Origin of the sequence: Sphingomonas insulae (assembly GCF_010450875.1) — a bacterium.
Classification (GTDB): domain Bacteria; phylum Pseudomonadota; class Alphaproteobacteria; order Sphingomonadales; family Sphingomonadaceae; genus Sphingomonas; species Sphingomonas insulae.
Genome location: NZ_CP048422.1, coordinates 2,010,364 through 2,027,265, shown reverse-complemented (window position 1 = coordinate 2,027,265; position 16,902 = coordinate 2,010,364). Strand labels below are relative to the sequence as shown.

The following is a 16,902-nucleotide window of genomic DNA, read 5'->3' as shown; positions in this document are numbered from 1 at the left end:
CAATCTTCCACGGATCGGCACGCAGGGCCAGACGCGTCGCGCCGCCGCCGTTACCCGGCAGGGCTGGCGACGCCATCGTGCATCCTGTATGCGCCCGCGCATGACCTCCGCCGATCCCAAGACCAGCCCGAAAACCTTCCACGTCAAATCGTTCGGCTGCCAGATGAACGTCTATGACGGCGAACGCATGGCCGAACTGATGGCGGCGGACGGCATGACCGCCACCGACGATCCCGGTGCCGCCGACCTCGTCGTGCTCAACACCTGCCACATCCGCGAACGGGCCACCGAAAAGGTCTATTCGGACATCGGCCGGCTGCGCAAGGATGCCCGCCTGGCGGATCGCCCCGCACCGATGATCGCGGTCGCCGGCTGCGTCGCGCAGGCGGAGGGCGACGAGATCGTCCGCCGCGCCAAGGTCGACGTCGTCGTCGGCCCGCAGGCCTATCACAACCTCCCCGGCCTCGTGGCACGGGCGGCGTCCGGCACCGCCAGCCTCGACACCGACATGCCGTTGCTGTCGAAATTCGCCAGCCTGCCCGCCCGCCGCAAGGTGTCGCCCTCCGCCTTCCTCACCGTGCAGGAAGGGTGCGACAAATTCTGCACCTATTGCGTCGTTCCCTACACCCGCGGGCGGAGGTCAGCCGCCCGTTCGCCGGCATCGTCGACGAGGCGCACGCTCTGGTCGATGCCGGCGCGCGCGAAATCACGCTGCTCGGCCAGAACGTCAATGCCTGGGCGGACGGCGACAAGGGTCTCCACGACCTGATCCGTACGCTGGATCGGATCCCGGGCCTGACCCGCATCCGCTACACCACCAGCCATCCCAACGACATGACGCAGGGCCTGATCGACGCGCATCGCGACGTCGAGAGCCTGATGCCATTCCTCCATCTGCCGGTGCAGGCCGGCAGCGACCGGGTGTTGAAGGCGATGAACCGCTCGCACACCCGCGACAGCTATCTCCGGCTGCTCGACCGCGTCCGCGCGGTACGTCCGGATATCGCCGTGTCGGGCGACTTCATCGTCGGCTTCCCCGGCGAAACCGACGCCGAATTCGCCGAGACGATCGCGTTGGTCGATGCCGTCGGTTACGCACAGGCCTATTCGTTCAAATACAGCCCGCGCCCCGGCACCCCCGCCGCCGACATGGCCGGCGCGATCCCCGATGCGGTGATGGACGAACGGCTCCAGCGGCTGCAGGCGGCGCTGGGTCGCGATCAGCAGGCGTTCAACCAGGCCAGCGTCGGCCGCACGTGCGACGTGCTGATCGAGCGCCGCGGCAAGCTGCCCGGCCAGATGCTCGGCAAGTCGCCCTGGCTGCAATCGGTGCATCTGATGACCGATGCCGCGATCGGCGACATGGTGACCGTCGACCTGCTCTCGGCCGGCCCGGTGTCGATGGCCGGCGCCGAACGGGTTCGCGCCGCCGCCTGACCGGCGCCGATCCGCAGCCGTCGTTTTGCGGCTTTCCTTTCACCGGTCCGCATCCCACATTCGTCTCATGCCCTATCGGCACGAAAGGACCGCATGAGTCGCAAGCCCGTCCCCGCCCGCTCCGGTGAACGCAGCCGGGCAGAGGTGTTGTTCGACAAGCCGCAACTGCTCGCCACGCTGTTCGGCCAATACGACCAGAATCTGGTGGCGCTCGAAAATCGTCTCGGCGTCTATATCACCGCGCGCGGCAACCGCGTCGGGCTGGAAGGCACCGCCGAAAACGTCGCCCTGGCCCGCGACGTGTTGCAGGACCTCTATCACCGGATGCAGCGCGGCGAGGAGGTGGACACCGGCCTCGTCGATGCCGCCATCGCGATGGCATCCGAACCGACGCTGGCGGGGATCGTCAGCGCCGAACGCGGCGGCATCCCCTCGGTGATGATCCGTACCCGCAAGAAGACGATCGTGCCGCGCACGCCTGCGCAGGCGCATTACATGCGCGAACTGGCGACCAACGACATGATCTTCGCGCTCGGGCCGGCGGGTACGGGCAAGACCTATATCGCGGTCGCGCAGGCGGTGTCGCAGCTGATCACCGGCAGCGTGCAGCGACTGATCCTGTCGCGCCCGGCGGTGGAGGCGGGCGAGAAGCTCGGCTTTCTGCCCGGCGACATGAAGGACAAGGTCGATCCATACCTGCGCCCGCTCTACGATGCGCTGCACGACTGCCTGCCCGCCGAACAGGTCGAGCGCCGCATCACGTCGGGCGAGATCGAGATCGCGCCGATCGCCTTCATGCGCGGCCGGACGCTGGCGGATGCCTTCGTCATCCTCGACGAGGCGCAGAACACCACCCCGGCGCAGATGAAGATGTTCCTCACCCGCTTCGGACAGAACAGCCGGATGGTGATCTGCGGCGATCCCAACCAGACCGATCTGCCCGGCGGCGTCGGCGCATCGGGGCTGGCGGATGCCACCGTCCGGCTGGAAGGCGTCGAGGGCATCTCGATGACCCGCTTCACCGCCGCCGACGTCGTCCGCCACCCGATTGTCGGGCGCATCGTCGAGGCGTATGAGGGGCCGAACGCTTGACGGCGCAGGAGGCGAGGCTCGCCCTCGACGGCTTCGTCCAGACCGCGGGCCTGCGTATGGTCCCGATCGGGAGAACGAAGCGCAGGCGCGCGGTCGATGCGCACGCGCGCTCCGGCAAGGGCTATCACCCCGCGCGCCTCAACTTGGGTGATTGCTTCGCATACGCCTGCGCCAGGACCCATCACGCCCGCCTGCTGTATCAAGGCGACGATTTCTCGCAGACGGACCTTGCATGATCCACATCGAACTCACCCGCGAAGACCCGTGGCCCGCCGTTACGGACTGGGACGCTCTCGCCGCCCGCGCCGCCCGCGCGGCGATCGAGCGCACGCCGCACGGCGATCTCATCGCCACCGCCGCCACGGTCGAGATCAGCATCCGCCTCACCAGCGACGACGAGGTCCATCAGCTCAACGCGCAATATCGGCACAAGGACAAGCCGACCAACGTCCTGTCCTTCCCGATGGTGCAGCCCGACCTGATCGACACCGTCAGCCAGAACAGCGACGATGGCGAGTTGCTGCTCGGCGACATCGTCATGGCGCATGGCGTGTGCGAGCGGGAGGCGATGGAAAAGGGCGTCACCGTCGCCGAACATGCCACGCACCTGCTGGTGCACGGCACGCTCCATCTGCTAGGCTATGACCACATGGGGGACGAGGAAGCCGAAGGCATGGAGGAGATCGAGCGGCAGGCGCTCGCCAGCCTCGGCATCGCGGACCCCTATCCTGTACGAGAGGACTGACACGGCCGCCATGGCAGACGACCGAAGTAGCGCCGGCAACGGCGACTCCAGCGAATCCAACATCTGGCGGGGGCTGAAGCATCTGATCTTCGGCGGCGCCCCGGAAGAATCCCTCCGCGACCAGCTGGAGGAGGCGATCGACCGGCACGAGGACGATCCCGCGCCCGATGCCAAGGGCGATCTGACCCCGCTCGAACGGCAGATGGTGCGCAACCTGCTGCACTTCGGCGAACGCGACGCCGGCGACGTCGGCGTGCCCCGCGCCGACATCATCGCGATCGAGGAAGGCACGACCTTCGCCCATCTCGTCCAGATCTTCGCGGAGGCCGGTCACAGCCGCCTGCCCGTCTATCGCGGCGCGCTCGATACGATCATCGGCATGGTCCACATCAAGGACGTGTTCAACATCCTTGCGACGGGCGCCGACCATCCGGCGGACCTGTCGGGGCTCATCCGCGACCCGCTCTACGTCCCCATGTCGCGCGGCGCGCTGGACCTGCTCGCCGACATGCGCGCAAGCCACGTCCATCTCGCGGTGGTGCTCGACGAATATTCGGGGACCGAAGGGCTGGTCACGATCGAGGACCTGATCGAAGAGATCGTCGGCGAGATCGAGGACGAACATGACGAGGCGCCCGAGGCGCTGCTGGTCCCGATCGACGGCGGCGCATGGGAAGCGGACGCCCGCGCCGAGCTGGAGGATGCCGCCGAGCTGATTGATCCGCAGCTGGGCGAAACGGAACACGACGTCGACACGCTCGGCGGTCTCGCTGCGGTCCTCGCCGGCCATGTTCCCGCGCGCGGCGAATGCGTCGACCACCCGAGCGGCTGGAAGCTGGAAGTGCTCGATTCCGACGAACGCCGCATCCACCGCCTTCGCCTCCACCCGCCGGTCGCCCGCGAAGTCGAGGACGCCTGAGCGCCCGGACACTCACCCTCACCCTTCCGGCGCTACGCGCCTCCCTCCCTCTCCCATCGGGAGAGGGAGGAGATGGCGAAGCCGGCGACAGGGTGAGGGTGAGAGCGATGCCCCGGCCATTCATCGCACCCTCGCCTCTGATCGCCCCATCCGATCACCACGTTCGCGATTTCGTGTTTCTTCGATCACAGTCGCTGCGTTAGCATCCTCGCAACATACCGCCCGCGATGCCGGGCGATGCGAGGAGAGAGCGACATGGACGCGATTACCCAAGGCAGCCCGATCAACGATCCCAAGAAGCAGCCAGCCGCGATGCGCCGGCTGCTTGGCCAGACCGCGAGGGACTGGTGGCCCGAATCGCTGTCGATCGACATCCTTCACCAGAAGGGCGTCAGCGGCAATCCGATGGGCGACGACTTCGACTATCGCTCCGAATTCCTCAGCCTCGACTATGACCAGCTGAAGGCTGACCTGACCGCGCTGATGACCGACAGCCAACCGTGGTGGCCGGCCGATTACGGGCATTACGGCCCCTTCTTCATCCGCATGGCGTGGCATTCGGCGGGCACCTATCGCACCGGCGACGGCCGCGGCGGATCGTCGGCGGGGCAGCAGCGCTTCGCCCCGCTGAACAGCTGGCCCGACAACGGCAACCTCGACAAGGCGCGTCGCCTGCTCTGGCCGATCAAGCAGAAGTACGGACGCCAGCTCAGCTGGGCCGACCTGTTCATCCTGGCGGGCAACGTCGCGATCGAATCGATGGGCGGCCCCACCTTCGGCTTCTCCGGCGGCCGCGAGGACGTCTTCGAACCCGAGAAGGACGTGTACTGGGGTACCGAGGAGGAATGGCTCGGCCAGACCCGCATCGACGAGGAAGCCGGCCTCGCCCTCGAAAGCCCGCTTGCCGCGATCCAGCACGGCCTCATCTACGTCAATCCCGAAGGGCCGGGCGGTTGCCCGATGCCACAGGGTTCGGCGCGCGACATGCGCGAAACCTTCGCGCGCATGGGCATGAACGACGAGGAAACCGTCGCGCTCACCGCCGGCGGCCATACCTTCGGCAAGGCGCATGGCGCCGGCGACCCGAGCCTCGTCGGCAAGGAGCCCGAGGGGTCGGACATCGCCAGCCAGGGCCTGGGCTGGGCATCGACGCATGAAAGCGGCATGGGCGATCACACGATCACCAGCGGGATCGAGGGCGCCTGGACCCCGACGCCGACGACGTGGGACATGACCTATTTCGACATGCTGTTCGACCATGAGTACGAACTGACCAAGAGCCCCGCCGGCGCCCATCAGTGGCAGCCGGTCGGCAGCCCCGAGGACACGCTCGCCCCCGCCGCGCACACCGCCGGCAAGCGCGTGCCGACGATGATGACGACCGCAGACATGGCGTTGAAGGTCGACCCGGCCTACAATGCGATCTGCCAGAAATTCCGCGCCGACCCGGCCTATTTCGCCGACACCTGGGCGCGCGCCTGGTACAAGCTGACCCACCGCGACATGGGGCCGAAGATCCGCCTGATCGGCCCGGAAGTGCCGGAGGAAGAGCTGATCTGGCAGGACCCGATCCCGCTCGCCGACTATCCGCAGGTCGATGCGTCCGACATCGCCGCACTGAAGACGGCGATCGGTCAATCGGCCCTGTCGATCGAGGATCTCGTCACCACCGCCTGGGCCTCGGCCTCGACGTGGCGCGGCTCGGACCATCGCGGCGGTGCCAACGGTGCGCGCATCCGCCTCGCCCCGCAAAAGGACTGGGAGGTCAATCAGCCCGAACAGCTCGCCCGCGTGCTGGCGGTCTATGAAGGCATCAAGGCCGATTTCGACGACGCCCAACAGCAGGACGGGGGCGGAAAGAAGGTGTCGCTCGCCGACCTGATCGTGCTCGGCGGTTCGGTCGGGATCGAAGCGGCGGCAAAGGCCGGCGGCCATCCGATCGAGGTGCCGTTCACCCCGGGCCGTACCGATGCCAGCGACGAACGGACCGAAACCGAAAGCTTCGACGTGCTCGAACCCAGGGCCGACGGGTTCCGCAACTATCTGCAGGTCAATTTCAACGTCCCGACCGAGGAACTGCTGGTCGATCGCGCCCAGCTGCTCGGCCTCTCGGCACCCGACATGACGGTGCTGGTCGGCGGCCTGCGCGTCCTCGGCGCGAACCATGCGAAAGCCAAGCAGCACGGCGTCTTCACCGACCGCTCGGGCCAGCTGACCAACGACTTCTTCGTGAACCTCCTCGACATGGGGACCGCGTGGAAGCAGGTGAGCGACGAGAGTGATGAGGAATTCGTCGGCACCGATCGTCACACGCACGAACACAAATGGACCGCCTCGCGCACCGATCTGGTGTTCGGCTCCAACTCGCAGCTGCGCGCCATCGCCGAGGTCTATGCCTGCGACGACGCGCACGCCATGTTCGTCAGGCACTTCGTCAAGGCCTGGACGAAGGTGATGAACGCCGACCGCTACGACCTGCTGGTCGGCAGCCCGGCCTGACCGCCAAGTCGGTGAGGTGGCCGACCGGCCGCCTCACCGACCTGATATGGCAGGCGAGTGAAACCGTCACGGTCCCGACCGAAGTCTGGACCGGTTCGCTGCGCCCGCAATGACGAAACACTTCCACTCCCCCCTCTCCCCCCTATCGTACGCTTATGCTTAAGCACGTCCTGCGCCTTGCCGCGCTCATCGTCGTCGTCGCCATTGGCGTCGTCGTCTATCTCGCCTGGCCCGACACCGCGCAGGTGCCGTTCGACCGCATCACCGGCAAACGCCCGCAGATCACCGAGGCGCGCATCCAGACGCTGCCGACGGTCAAGGTCGCCGACGTCGTCGGCTGGCAGGGCGACCAGACGCCCGTCGCCGCCGCCGGTCTGACGGTGAAGGCGTTCGCCCGGAACCTCGACCATCCCCGCTGGCTCTACCGCCTGCCCAATGGCGACGTGCTGGTCGCCGAAACCAATTCGCCGCCACGCAGCGGCGGCGGCATCCAGGGCTGGGTGATGGGCAAGCTGCTGGGCAAGGCCGGCGCCGGCGTGCCCTCGGCGAACCGCATCACCCTGCTGCGCGACAGCGACGGGGACGGCGTCGCCGATCAGCGCCACGTGTTCATGACCGGCCTCAACTCGCCGACCGGCATGGCGCTGCTCGATGGCCAGCTCTACATCGCCAACACCGATGCCGTGGTCCGGGTGCCGTACACCGACGGGGCGACGCAGATCGCCGCCAGGCCAGAATTGGTCGTCAAGCTGAACGGCGGCGGCAACCATTGGGCGCGCACGCTCATCGCCGCGCCGGACGGGCGTACGCTGTTCGTCGGTGTCGGGTCATCCTCGAACATCGCCGAAAACGGCCTCGACGCCGAAAAATTCCGCGCCAACATCCTGCAGGTCTATCCGCAGCAAAAGACCTTCCGCATCTATGCCTCGGGCCTGCGCAATCCACAGGGTATGGCGATCAGTCCCTTCAACCAGCAGCTGTGGACCGTCGTCAACGAACGCGACATGCTGGGATCGGATCTCGCGCCCGACTATCTCACCCAGGTCGAACTCGGCGACCAGTTCGGCTGGCCTTGGTTCTACTGGGGTGGCTATCCCGACACCCGCGTCGATCCGCAGCGCCCGGACTTGCAGCAATATTCGAAGCGCCCCGATTACGCGCTCGGACCGCACGTCGCCGCGCTCGGGCTGACCTTCGCCGGCGACGTCAGGCTCGGCGGGCAGTTCGCGCAGGGCGCGTTCATCGGCGAACACGGCTCATGGAACCGCAAGCCGGTGTCGGGCTACAAGGTCGTCTTCGTCCCCTTCGCCGCCCGCGGCTTCCCGGCCGACGGCGCCAAGCCGGTCGACGTCCTGTCCGGCTTCCTCGACAAGGACGGCAAGGCCCATGGCCGCCCGGTCGGCGTCACCGCCGATCGCACCGGTGCGCTGCTGGTCGCCGACGACGTCGGCAACACCATCTGGCGCGTCGCCCCGGCGAAATGACACGAAAAACCCCTCCTCGATCGAGGAGGGGTTTTGCCAGGACCGTGGGTCCACTGCGGCTCGGGCCGCCCCGGTCTACGCCCGCTCAAGCTTCCGCCCGAACAGCGCCGCCACGGAGCCCACGGCGGCGCGCATCTGGACCGGCCGTCACACCATCCGCAGCCGCAGCGGCGTCCGCTCCACGTTCCCCGACAACACCTTGCGCCCGAACACGCGGGTCATCGCCGCCGCCGCATCGCCATTCATCAACACGACGCGCGTGCCGCCGGACGCCAGCGATTCGATCGCGCTGATCGGCGCCTTGTGCTTCAGGCACAGGGCCTCGACATCGGACTTGGTGGCATTGACGTTGATGGCGCGCGACATGCGGGTCTCCCAATCGGAAAGCGGGAGCGCATAGTATCTCTCAGTCGGACCATGCTCGAATGGGGCAGTCCGATGGATCCCAAATGGCCCTTCCGCCGGCGGTACGCAACCCTTGGGGGCCCGCGGCGCTGCCAAAAGCCCGGCGGCCTTGCCGAATGCGCCGCCTTGCCCCATATGGACCGTGCTAGAGTCGCACATCGACGGTCTACGGTGCTTTGCGGCTCCCTCTTCCTTCCTTCCCTGCTTCGCGCGCAATTCGCGCTTCGGTAATCGTACCGCCGCGCGGCTAGAGTAGAAAGGATCCTGCCATGAGCAGCATCACCGGCACCGTAAAGTTCTTCAACGCCGACAAGGGCTATGGCTTCGTCGCTCCCGACACGGGCGGCGCCGATGCGTTCGTCCACATCACGGCGGTCGAGCGCGCCGGCATGGCGACGCTGAACCAGAACCAGCGGATCAGCTACGATCTGGAGCAGGACCGTCGGGGCAAGACCTCGGCCGTCAACCTTCAGCCGGTCGACTGATGTGCGTGGCGGGGACGATCGCGTCCCCGCCGCCCATTGACGATGCATGCCCGATCAGGGCGTGGTGCGATCCTCGAACTTGATCGCCGTACCGGTGGCGTTGGTCTTTCCCCAGCTGACCGCCGTCACATGCGAATTGCCGTAGCGCGCATTGATGACCGCATCCGCGCCCATCTTGTCGGCTCGCTCCCATAATTCCCGGAATACCTTGGCCTTTGACGCGGCCTTGCTGAACACCGTCGCCTTGCGCACCCCCGCCGTCACCTCGCCGATCGTGCGATACGGCCGATCGGTGATGTCGCCTGCGAACACCGGTACGCCCACCGCCTCGTTGACGACGACATAGGCACGCTTGTCCTTGGCCACCGCCCCGCCGGTGCCCCCAGCCAGCAATACCGCCGCAGCGACCGTCCCCATGATCCGCATCCGCATCCTCCCCTTGCCCGCTTCGTGCGCGCCGGATCGAAACGGCATACACGCTCCCGACGCCGTCAAGCCGGAGCAGCCAAGTGTACGGGTTCAGGGAAAATGTATGATGAGGAGACGCCACACCACAGTCTCGCGCCATCGGTGACGGAAGAGCGCCACCGCTGCGCTTCCGTAAAGACCTTCCACGCAAGGAACGGCACGGCGCCAACCGCAACCAACCGCCTGGGCGCCGTCATATCAGGAAAAAATACCCGCACCCGGGGCGTATCGAACCGCTCTCGGGCGGTCGCTTCGGAACCGGATGGTGGAGCCGAGGGGGATCGAACCCCTGACCTCTGCAATGCCATTGCAGCGCTCTCCCAGCTGAGCTACGGCCCCATCCGTTCCGGGAGGCGCCCCACTAGCGGGGGCGCCCAGGCATGGCAAGCGATGAAATCCGCCTGCCATGCATTTATCCACAGATTTAGACGATCAATGCTCGTCTTCGTCGTTGGGCGCTTCCACGCCCAGGTCGTCGTCGCCACCCAGGTCGACTTCGTCGTCGGCCGAGGGCTCTTCCTCTTCGCCCAATGCCTCCAGATCCTCGTCCTCACCCTCGAGGTCGCGGTCGGCTTCCTTGGTGTCGGGCTTCGCCTGCTCGAACGGCAGCGGCTGCTTGGACTTCAGGATGGGTTCGGGGTTCCACGTCGTGCCGCAGTTGATGCAGGTGACGGGATCGTCCTTTTCGAGGTCGTAGAAGCGCGTCGCGCATTTCGGGCACGTACGCTTCGTGCCCCATTCCGGCTTGATCATGCCGTGGTGTGCCTTTCGGAATTGGGTGTCGCAGGCTAAAGTCGCCCTTAGCCCGAGAGGTGGGCGGCGCCTTGCCATAGCGCAAGGTGGCTGTCAAAGCCCCCGACCCATGGCGCACCCCCTTCCCCAGGAATTGAGCATCGTCCCGCGCGGCGCGCTCACCGGCACGATCCAGGTCCCCGGCGACAAGTCGATCAGCCATCGCTCGCTCATGTTCTCCGCGCTCGCGGTCGGCACCAGCCACATCACCGGCCTGCTGGAGGGCGAGGACGTGCTCGCCACCGCCGCCGCGCTCCGCGCGATGGGTGCGACGATCGAGCGTACCGGCGGCGATGCATCCGGGGGCATCTGGCGGGTCGACGGCGTCGGCGTCGGCGGACTGCTGCAACCCGCCACCGCGCTGGAGATGGGCAACAGCGGCACCTCCACGCGGTTGCTCATGGGCCTCGTCGCCAGCCACCCGATCACCGCGACCTTCACCGGCGATGCCTCGCTGTCGGGCCGGCCGATGGGCCGCGTCATCGATCCGCTCAGCCGGATGGGCGCGGACATCACCGCCAGCCCGGGGGGCAAATTGCCGCTGATGGTGCGCGGCCTCTGCCCCGCCGTGCCGATCACCTACACGCTGCCCGTCGCCTCGGCACAGGTGAAGTCGGCGATACTGCTCGCCGGCCTCAACACCCCCGGCATCACCCGCGTGCATGAACCCGTCGCGACGCGCGACCACAGCGAGCGGATGCTGCGCGGCTTCGGCGCCGCCATAACCGTCGAGGAGACCGACGAAGGCCGCATGATCTCCATTACCGGCGAGGCCGAACTGAAGCCGCAGACGATCACCGTCCCCGGCGACCCCTCGTCCGCCGCCTTCTGGCTGGTCGCCGCCTCTATCGTCCCCGGCTCCGACATCGTCGTGCGCAACGTCGGCCTCAACGTCACCCGCGCCGGCCTGATCGCGGCGCTGCGCCTGATGGGCGCCGACATCACCGAACTCGACCCCCGCACCGTCGGCGGCGAACCCGTCGCCGACCTCCGCGTCCGCCACGCCCCCCTCACCGCGATCGACGTGCCGCCCGACCTCGCGCCGAGCATGATCGACGAATATCCCGTCCTGTTCGTCGCCGCCGCCTTCGCGAAGGGCCGCACCGTCGCCCGCGGCGCGCACGAACTGCGCGTCAAGGAATCCGACCGCATCGCCGCGATGAAGGACGCGCTCGAGGCCTGCGGCGTCCCTTGCGAGGAATATGAGGACGGCCTCGCGATCACCGGCACCGGCGGCGATGCCATCCCCGGCCCCGCCACTCCCGACATTCGCATCGCCTCGAAACTCGATCATCGCATCGCAATGAGCATGACCGTCGCTGGACTTCATGCCGCCCGGCCGATCACGATCGACGACATAGGCCCGGTGGCGACCAGCTATCCCGTGTTCTATCAATCGCTTGACGAGCTTACGGGGGCAGCATGATCATCGCCGTGGACGGCCCGGCCGCATCGGGAAAGGGCACCATCGCCAAGGCGCTCGCGCGGCATTACGGCCTGCCTCACCTCGATACCGGCCTGCTCTACCGTGCCGTCGCGCTCACCGTCCGCCGCCTCGATCTGGACCCTGCGCGGGAGGCCGATGCGGTCGCCGCCTGCGACTTCGACGATGCGCTGCTCGCCGATCCCGCCCTGCGCAGCGATGAGATCGGCCAACTCGCCTCGATCGTCTCCGCCCATCCGCTCGTCCGCGCCGCATTGCTGCAACGCCAGAAGCGCTTCGCCCGGCAGGACGGCGGCGCCGTCCTCGACGGCCGCGATATCGGCAGCGTGATCGCCCCCGACGCCGACGCCAAGCTGTTCGTCAAAGCCACCCCCCAGATCCGCGCCCAGCGCCGCCACAAGGAACTGCAGGCCCACGGTTCCCCGGTCAGCTTCGACAAGGTCCTCGCCGACATCCGCGCCCGCGACGCCCGAGACAGCGGCCGCTCCACCGCCCCGCTGGTCATGGCCCCGGACGCGGCGCTGCTCGACACCAGCTTCCTGTCGATCGAGGCGAGCGTGCAGAAAGCCGTCGCGCTGGTCGACGCGCGGCGCGCGAAGGCGGCGGAATAGACGGGGATATTCTTGGGAGGGGAGCTGCCCGTCTGCTCTGGGCCGTCCGCCTCAAGAAGCGGACCGTCCGTTCAAGCGACGTCCGATGACGAGCAACGCCACTGGTGTGATGTAAAACCACGCCGCGATTACCGCCCATAGCCCTATCCCCTCCGGCGTGCTTTTGTTACTGAACGTTGGCCAGAGAGGGACTTCCAAAAGGAAGGCACTAAGCAAGAAAATCGGGATAGCGGTTCCCAACCAAACGGCGGCAACGAGCCGGAACAGCCGCAACTTGATCTGCGAAGGCCCGTTGGTCATGTCAGCAGAATGTCTGCTTTCAGGGTAGAGGTCTACCCCTCGCTAGGTCTGCTTCTGGGCGGGACCGGAATGTCCGATGTTAGGCGCCCCCACCACCGCACATCCCAGCTGTCCTACACACCGCCAATCTGCCATCGTCCCCCCATGACGCCGCACCCTCGCCCCGCCCTTCGTCCGGCGGACCGGTGCGGGGGCGGTTTCGGGCGGGACGTAGTGTCAACTTCGGCAACTTCCGCGGCCGCCACGCCGCGAATCGCGCCTTCCCCATCACCTTGCCAAAACGCGCGTTTTCGCCTAGGCGTGCCCTGTCCCGCGAGCCATGGCTGGCGGAGGATGGCGCGACCGGCCTGCCCGCTCGCGCCCTTTTCGCATGAAGCGCATCGTATTCCTCCGTGTTGCCCGGTTCAACGGATGCCGCGACCGGCATGGGGTCGCCGCGGCGTTTTCAGCCAAGACCAGCGGATCCAACCGCTTGGCCGGAAACAGTTAAACCTGAGGACACTCTAACCCTATGGCTACCCAGCCCACTCCTACCCGCGACGATTTCGCCGCGATGCTCGATGACATGTTCGGCGGTGCCGACAGCTTCGAGGGCCGCGTGGTGCACGGCACCGTCACCGCGATCGAAAACGACATGGCCGTCATCGACGTCGGTCTGAAGTCCGAAGGCCGCGTGCCGCTGCGCGAATTCGCCGCACCGGGCCAGAAGGCCGAGCTGAACGTCGGCGACGAAGTCGAAGTCTATGTCGACCGTGTCGAAAACATGCACGGCGAAGCGATGCTCAGCCGCGACCGCGCCCGCCGCGAAGCCGCCTGGGACAAGCTCGAACTCGAATTCAGCAAGACCGCCCGCGTCGAGGGCGTCATCTTCGGCCGCGTCAAGGGCGGCTTCACCGTCGACCTGTCGGGCGCCGTCGCGTTCCTGCCGGGCAGCCAGGTCGATATCCGTCCGGTGCGTGACGTCACGCCGCTGATGGACATCCCCCAGCCGTTCCAGATCCTGAAGATGGACCGCAAGCGCGGCAACATCGTCGTCAGCCGCCGCGCCGTGCTGGAAGAGACCCGCGCCGAGCAGCGTTCGGGCCTGATCCAGAGCCTGGCCGAGGGCCAGATCATCGACGGCGTCGTCAAGAACATCACCGATTACGGTGCGTTCGTCGACCTGGGCGGCATCGATGGCCTGCTCCACGTCACCGACCTCAGCTACAAGCGTGTCAATCACCCGTCCGAGATGATCAACATCGGTGACACGGTGAAGGTGCAGATCATCCGCATCAACAAGGATACGCAGCGCATCAGCCTCGGCATGAAGCAGCTCGAGTCGGATCCGTGGGACGGCGCATCGGCCAAGTATCCGATCGGCGCCAAGCTGTCGGGCCGCGTCACGAACATCACCGAATATGGTGCGTTCGTCGAGCTGGAAGCGGGCATCGAGGGCCTCGTCCACGTGTCGGAAATGTCCTGGACCAAGAAGAACGTCCATCCGGGCAAGATCGTCAGCACGTCGCAGGAAGTCGATGTTGTGGTGCTCGAGGTCGACGAGGACAAGCGTCGCATCAGCCTCGGCCTCAAGCAGGCGCAGAACAATCCGTGGGAAGCGTTCGCCGCCGCCCATCCGATCGGTTCGACCGTCGAGGGCGAAGTCAAGAACGCGACCGAATTCGGCCTGTTCATCGGTCTGGACAACGACGTCGACGGCATGGTCCACATGTCGGACATCGCCTGGGGCGTGTCGGGTGAGGACGCCCTCAACCTGCACCGCAAGGGCGAGACGGTGCAGGCCGTCGTGCTCGACATCGACGCCGAGAAGGAGCGCATCAGCCTCGGCATGAAGCAGCTCGAGCGTGGCGGGCCTTCGGCCGGCGGCATCGCGGCGGCTGGCGACAAGCTGAACAAGAACGCGATCGTCACCGTGACCGTTCTCGAAGTCCGCGACGCGGGCCTCGAAGTGCAGCAGGGCGACGATGGCGCGACCGGCTTCATCAAGCGTACGGATCTGGGTCGCGATCGCGACGAGCAGCGTCCGGAGCGTTTCCAGGTCGGCCAGAAGTTCGACGCAATGGTGACCGGCTTCGACCGTTCGAAGAAGCCGACCTTCTCGATCAAGGCGATGCAGATCTCCGAAGAGAAGCAGGCCGTGGCCCAGTACGGTTCGTCCGACTCGGGCGCGACCCTCGGCAACATCCTGGGCGAGGCTCTCAAGGCCCGTTCGGACGCCGAGAAGAAGTAAGGGATGCCGGGGCCGTTACACCCTTGTGACGGCCCCTCATCTTTTTTGGACCAGTTACGATTCGGACCTATACTTGGTCGCGATTGATCTTTATCAAGTTCTCGTTGCATCAGCCCGGGGGAGCTTGCGATGATCCGATCTGAACTCGTTCAAAAAGTGTGCGATCTGAATCCAGGGCTGGCAGCCCATGATGTCGAGGCGATCGTCTCGACGTTCTTCGATGAGATCGCGCGTCGACTGGCGGCCAACGGCCGGGTCGAACTGCGCGGCTTCGGCGCCTTTTCCACCCGCGCGCGCGATGCACGCGTCGGCCGCAATCCACGCACCGGCGAGACGGTCGATGTCGACGCCAAGCGCGTTCCCTATTTCAAGCCGGGCAAGGAAATGCGCGCGCGCCTCAACGTCTGACCACGGATGGCGGCCATAACCGCTTGACGCCCCGCCCGGGGTGGGCTTGTCGTGCGCACGTGCGCGGACGTGGCGAAACCGGTAGACGCAGCCGACTTAAAATCGGCTTCCCCTGGAGTGCGGGTTCGAGTCCCGCCGTCCGCACCATCGCGCTGCTGCTCGGCGTCGCGCTGCCGATTCTGACCGGTTGCAACCAGCGCCCGGATTCGGGTCCGGTCGTCGTCAGCGCGATCGGTGGCGCACCCAGGCTCGCCGATCCGGCCCGCGGCCGTCCCGACACTGCGGCGCGCCTGCTGCTCGATGCCACCGCCCAGGGCCTGGTGCGCTTCGACGCCAACGGACAGATCGAACCGGGACTCGCCGAACGCTGGATCGTGATCGACGAGGGCACGAGCTACATCTTCCGGCTGCGCGAGGCTCGATGGCGCGACGGCAGCCGGGTCGAGGCGGAACAGGTCGTCGCGCAGTTGCGGCGGCAGTTGGCGGGCGGATCGCGCAACGCGCTCGCCCCCTTCCTGACCGCGATCGACGAAATCGTCACGATGACGCCGCAGGTCATCGAAGTGCGTCTGCGCCGCCCCCGTCCCGACCTGTTGAAGCTGTTCGCCCAGCCCGAACTCACCCTGTGGCGCAACGGTGCCGGTGGTACGGGGCCGCTCCGTATCGTGCAGGAGGGCAAGCGAAGCCTACTGCTGCGTCCCGCCTTCGATCCCAATCGCGCCGATCCCGAGGATCAGCGTACAACCCGCCCCGAACAGGACGTCCGGTTGATCGGGGAGCGTGCGGCGCGCGCCATCGTCCGCTTCGCCGCTCGCGATTCGGATTTCGTTGCCGGTGGCACCTTTGCCGACTGGCCGCTGGTCGCGCTGGCGTCCGTCGCTCCAGCGAACGTGCGCATCGATCCCGCCGCCGGCCTCTTCGGATTCGCCATCCTGCACCGGGACGGCTTCCTGGCAGACGCGCAGAACCGCGCGGCGATCAGCGGTGCGATCGATCGGATCGCCGTCACCAATGCGGTGATGCAGGGATGGGAGCCGGCGGAGCGCATCCTGCCGGAGACCCTGGATTCCACGGTGCCCCCGCCCTTCCAGGCTGGTCGTTGCTGACGCCCGACCAGCGCCGCGAACAGGCCAGAACCCGCGTCGCCGCTTATGGCGATCCCGTCCGCTTGCGGATCGCGCTGCCCTCCGGACCGGGCGCGACCGTCCTGTATGCGCAGGTTGCCGCCTCGCTGATGGCGGCCGGCATCACCCCACAACGCGTCGGCATGGCGGACGATGCCGACCTGCGACTGGTCGACCAAATTGCCCCCTACGACAGCGCGCGCTGGTATCTCGCGAATGCCTGCGCCGTCTGCGGTGACGAGGCCCGCGACGCGCTGATCGCCGCGCGCGACGCGCCGACACTCACCGAACGTGCACGACTGATCGCCGCCGCCGATGCCGCCCTTGCCGTCGATACCGCCTTCATCCCGATCGCGCGGCCGCTACGCTGGTCGTTGGTAGCGTTGCGACTGCGGCAATGGCGGCCGAACACCCGGGCCTGGCACCCGTTGAACCGGCTGCGCGACGACACCAGATAAA

At 67.0% G+C, this 16,902-nt stretch carries 16 protein-coding genes, 2 tRNA genes and 1 pseudogene; 15 read left to right on the top strand and 4 right to left on the bottom strand.

All coding sequences use genetic code 11. The annotated features are described in order from the left end of the window. The first annotated feature begins 100 nt into the window (after nucleotides 1-100). The 7 genes and pseudogenes from miaB to GTH33_RS11260 all read left to right on the top strand — a co-directional run bounded on the left by miaB (nucleotide 101) and on the right by GTH33_RS11260 (nucleotide 8,176). Nucleotides 101-1,437, top strand: a pseudogene (miaB, locus tag GTH33_RS11290) (tRNA (N6-isopentenyl adenosine(37)-C2)-methylthiotransferase MiaB). Nucleotides 1,438-1,530: 93 nt separating this feature from the next. Continuing rightward, nucleotides 1,531-2,529, top strand: a complete 999-nt coding sequence (locus GTH33_RS11285; protein WP_163958478.1) for a PhoH family protein — start codon at nucleotides 1,531-1,533, stop codon at nucleotides 2,527-2,529. Then, nucleotides 2,526-2,765: a type II toxin-antitoxin system VapC family toxin gene (locus GTH33_RS11280; protein ID WP_243848306.1), complete on the top strand. Its 240-nt coding sequence runs from the start codon at nucleotides 2,526-2,528 to the stop codon at nucleotides 2,763-2,765. The genes GTH33_RS11285 and GTH33_RS11280 overlap by 4 nt, the downstream gene beginning before the upstream one ends. Further along, a complete protein-coding gene (ybeY, locus tag GTH33_RS11275) occupies nucleotides 2,762-3,274 on the top strand; it encodes an rRNA maturation RNase YbeY (protein WP_163958477.1) in 513 nt (170 codons plus the stop codon). The genes GTH33_RS11280 and ybeY overlap by 4 nt, the downstream gene beginning before the upstream one ends. 10 nt (nucleotides 3,275-3,284) lie before the next feature. Next, on the top strand, nucleotides 3,285-4,193 hold the full coding sequence (locus tag GTH33_RS11270) for a hemolysin family protein (RefSeq protein ID WP_163958476.1): 909 nt from the start codon (nucleotides 3,285-3,287) through the stop codon (nucleotides 4,191-4,193). A gap of 255 nt (nucleotides 4,194-4,448) precedes the next feature. Beyond that, a complete protein-coding gene (gene katG / locus GTH33_RS11265; protein ID WP_163958475.1) occupies nucleotides 4,449-6,692 on the top strand; it encodes a catalase/peroxidase HPI in 2,244 nt (747 codons plus the stop codon). A 155-nt stretch (nucleotides 6,693-6,847) separates the two neighbouring features. Then, complete coding sequence (locus GTH33_RS11260; protein ID WP_163958474.1) at nucleotides 6,848-8,176, top strand: PQQ-dependent sugar dehydrogenase; 1,329 nt, start codon at nucleotides 6,848-6,850, stop codon at nucleotides 8,174-8,176. A 147-nt stretch (nucleotides 8,177-8,323) separates the two neighbouring features. Here the strand turns inward: GTH33_RS11260 and GTH33_RS11255 are convergent, their stop codons facing one another. Beyond that, nucleotides 8,324-8,542: a hypothetical protein gene (locus GTH33_RS11255; protein WP_163958473.1), complete on the bottom strand. Its 219-nt coding sequence runs from the start codon at nucleotides 8,540-8,542 to the stop codon at nucleotides 8,324-8,326. A gap of 308 nt (nucleotides 8,543-8,850) precedes the next feature. On the opposite strand from GTH33_RS11255, the gene GTH33_RS11250 reads away from it, so the two are divergent. After that, nucleotides 8,851-9,066, top strand: coding sequence for a cold-shock protein (locus tag GTH33_RS11250; protein WP_037534615.1), 216 nt, complete (start codon nucleotides 8,851-8,853; stop codon nucleotides 9,064-9,066). Between the two features lie 54 nt (nucleotides 9,067-9,120). Here the strand turns inward: GTH33_RS11250 and GTH33_RS11245 are convergent, their stop codons facing one another. The 3 genes from GTH33_RS11245 to GTH33_RS11235 form a co-directional block, all read right to left on the bottom strand. Next, a complete protein-coding gene (locus GTH33_RS11245) occupies nucleotides 9,121-9,540 on the bottom strand; it encodes a heavy metal-binding domain-containing protein (RefSeq protein WP_243848305.1) in 420 nt (139 codons plus the stop codon). 257 nt (nucleotides 9,541-9,797) lie between these two features. Further along, nucleotides 9,798-9,873: transfer RNA gene (locus tag GTH33_RS11240), tRNA-Ala, on the bottom strand. A gap of 93 nt (nucleotides 9,874-9,966) precedes the next feature. Continuing rightward, nucleotides 9,967-10,287: a TIGR02300 family protein gene (locus tag GTH33_RS11235; RefSeq protein WP_037534617.1), complete on the bottom strand. Its 321-nt coding sequence runs from the start codon at nucleotides 10,285-10,287 to the stop codon at nucleotides 9,967-9,969. Between the two features lie 109 nt (nucleotides 10,288-10,396). On the opposite strand from GTH33_RS11235, the gene aroA reads away from it, so the two are divergent. The 7 genes from aroA to GTH33_RS18185 all read left to right on the top strand — a co-directional run bounded on the left by aroA (nucleotide 10,397) and on the right by GTH33_RS18185 (nucleotide 16,901). Next, a complete protein-coding gene (gene aroA, locus GTH33_RS11230; protein WP_163958472.1) occupies nucleotides 10,397-11,752 on the top strand; it encodes a 3-phosphoshikimate 1-carboxyvinyltransferase in 1,356 nt (451 codons plus the stop codon). Further along, nucleotides 11,749-12,381, top strand: a complete 633-nt coding sequence (cmk, locus tag GTH33_RS11225) for a (d)CMP kinase (protein WP_163958471.1) — start codon at nucleotides 11,749-11,751, stop codon at nucleotides 12,379-12,381. The genes aroA and cmk overlap by 4 nt, the downstream gene beginning before the upstream one ends. An 811-nt stretch (nucleotides 12,382-13,192) precedes the next feature. Beyond that, nucleotides 13,193-14,911 carry a 30S ribosomal protein S1 gene (gene rpsA / locus GTH33_RS11220; protein WP_163958470.1) on the top strand — a complete coding sequence of 573 codons (1,719 nt, stop codon included), beginning with the start codon at nucleotides 13,193-13,195 and terminating at the stop codon, nucleotides 14,909-14,911. 129 nt (nucleotides 14,912-15,040) lie between these two features. Then, nucleotides 15,041-15,319, top strand: coding sequence for an integration host factor subunit beta (locus tag GTH33_RS11215; protein ID WP_163958469.1), 279 nt, complete (start codon nucleotides 15,041-15,043; stop codon nucleotides 15,317-15,319). Nucleotides 15,320-15,382: 63 nt separating this feature from the next. Beyond that, a tRNA-Leu gene (locus GTH33_RS11210) sits at nucleotides 15,383-15,466 on the top strand. Nucleotides 15,467-15,639: 173 nt separating this feature from the next. Then, complete coding sequence (locus GTH33_RS18190; protein WP_249054864.1) at nucleotides 15,640-16,425, top strand: ABC transporter substrate-binding protein; 786 nt, start codon at nucleotides 15,640-15,642, stop codon at nucleotides 16,423-16,425. Then, a complete protein-coding gene (locus tag GTH33_RS18185) occupies nucleotides 16,419-16,901 on the top strand; it encodes a hypothetical protein (protein ID WP_249054862.1) in 483 nt (160 codons plus the stop codon). The genes GTH33_RS18190 and GTH33_RS18185 overlap by 7 nt, the downstream gene beginning before the upstream one ends. Nucleotide 16,902 lies beyond the last annotated feature (1 nt).

What these genes read in the sequence shown, in the direction of transcription:
- GTH33_RS11285 (WP_163958478.1), top strand. Translation starts at nt 1,531, where the DNA reads ATGAGTCGCAAGCCCGTCCCCGCCCGCTCCGGTGAACGCAGCCGGGCA.
- cmk (WP_163958471.1), top strand. Translation starts at nt 11,749, where the DNA reads ATGATCATCGCCGTGGACGGCCCGGCCGCATCGGGAAAGGGCACCATC.
- GTH33_RS11270 (WP_163958476.1), top strand. Translation starts at nt 3,285, where the DNA reads ATGGCAGACGACCGAAGTAGCGCCGGCAACGGCGACTCCAGCGAATCC.
- GTH33_RS11250 (WP_037534615.1), top strand. Translation starts at nt 8,851, where the DNA reads ATGAGCAGCATCACCGGCACCGTAAAGTTCTTCAACGCCGACAAGGGC.
- katG (WP_163958475.1), top strand. Translation starts at nt 4,449, where the DNA reads ATGGACGCGATTACCCAAGGCAGCCCGATCAACGATCCCAAGAAGCAG.
- GTH33_RS11260 (WP_163958474.1), top strand. Translation starts at nt 6,848, where the DNA reads ATGCTTAAGCACGTCCTGCGCCTTGCCGCGCTCATCGTCGTCGTCGCC.
- ybeY (WP_163958477.1), top strand. Translation starts at nt 2,762, where the DNA reads ATGATCCACATCGAACTCACCCGCGAAGACCCGTGGCCCGCCGTTACG.
- rpsA (WP_163958470.1), top strand. Translation starts at nt 13,193, where the DNA reads ATGGCTACCCAGCCCACTCCTACCCGCGACGATTTCGCCGCGATGCTC.
- GTH33_RS11255 (WP_163958473.1), bottom strand. Translation starts at nt 8,542, where the DNA reads ATGTCGCGCGCCATCAACGTCAATGCCACCAAGTCCGATGTCGAGGCC.
- GTH33_RS11215 (WP_163958469.1), top strand. Translation starts at nt 15,041, where the DNA reads ATGATCCGATCTGAACTCGTTCAAAAAGTGTGCGATCTGAATCCAGGG.
- GTH33_RS11235 (WP_037534617.1), bottom strand. Translation starts at nt 10,287, where the DNA reads ATGATCAAGCCGGAATGGGGCACGAAGCGTACGTGCCCGAAATGCGCG.
- aroA (WP_163958472.1), top strand. Translation starts at nt 10,397, where the DNA reads ATGGCGCACCCCCTTCCCCAGGAATTGAGCATCGTCCCGCGCGGCGCG.
- GTH33_RS11245 (WP_243848305.1), bottom strand. Translation starts at nt 9,540, where the DNA reads ATGCCGTTTCGATCCGGCGCGCACGAAGCGGGCAAGGGGAGGATGCGG.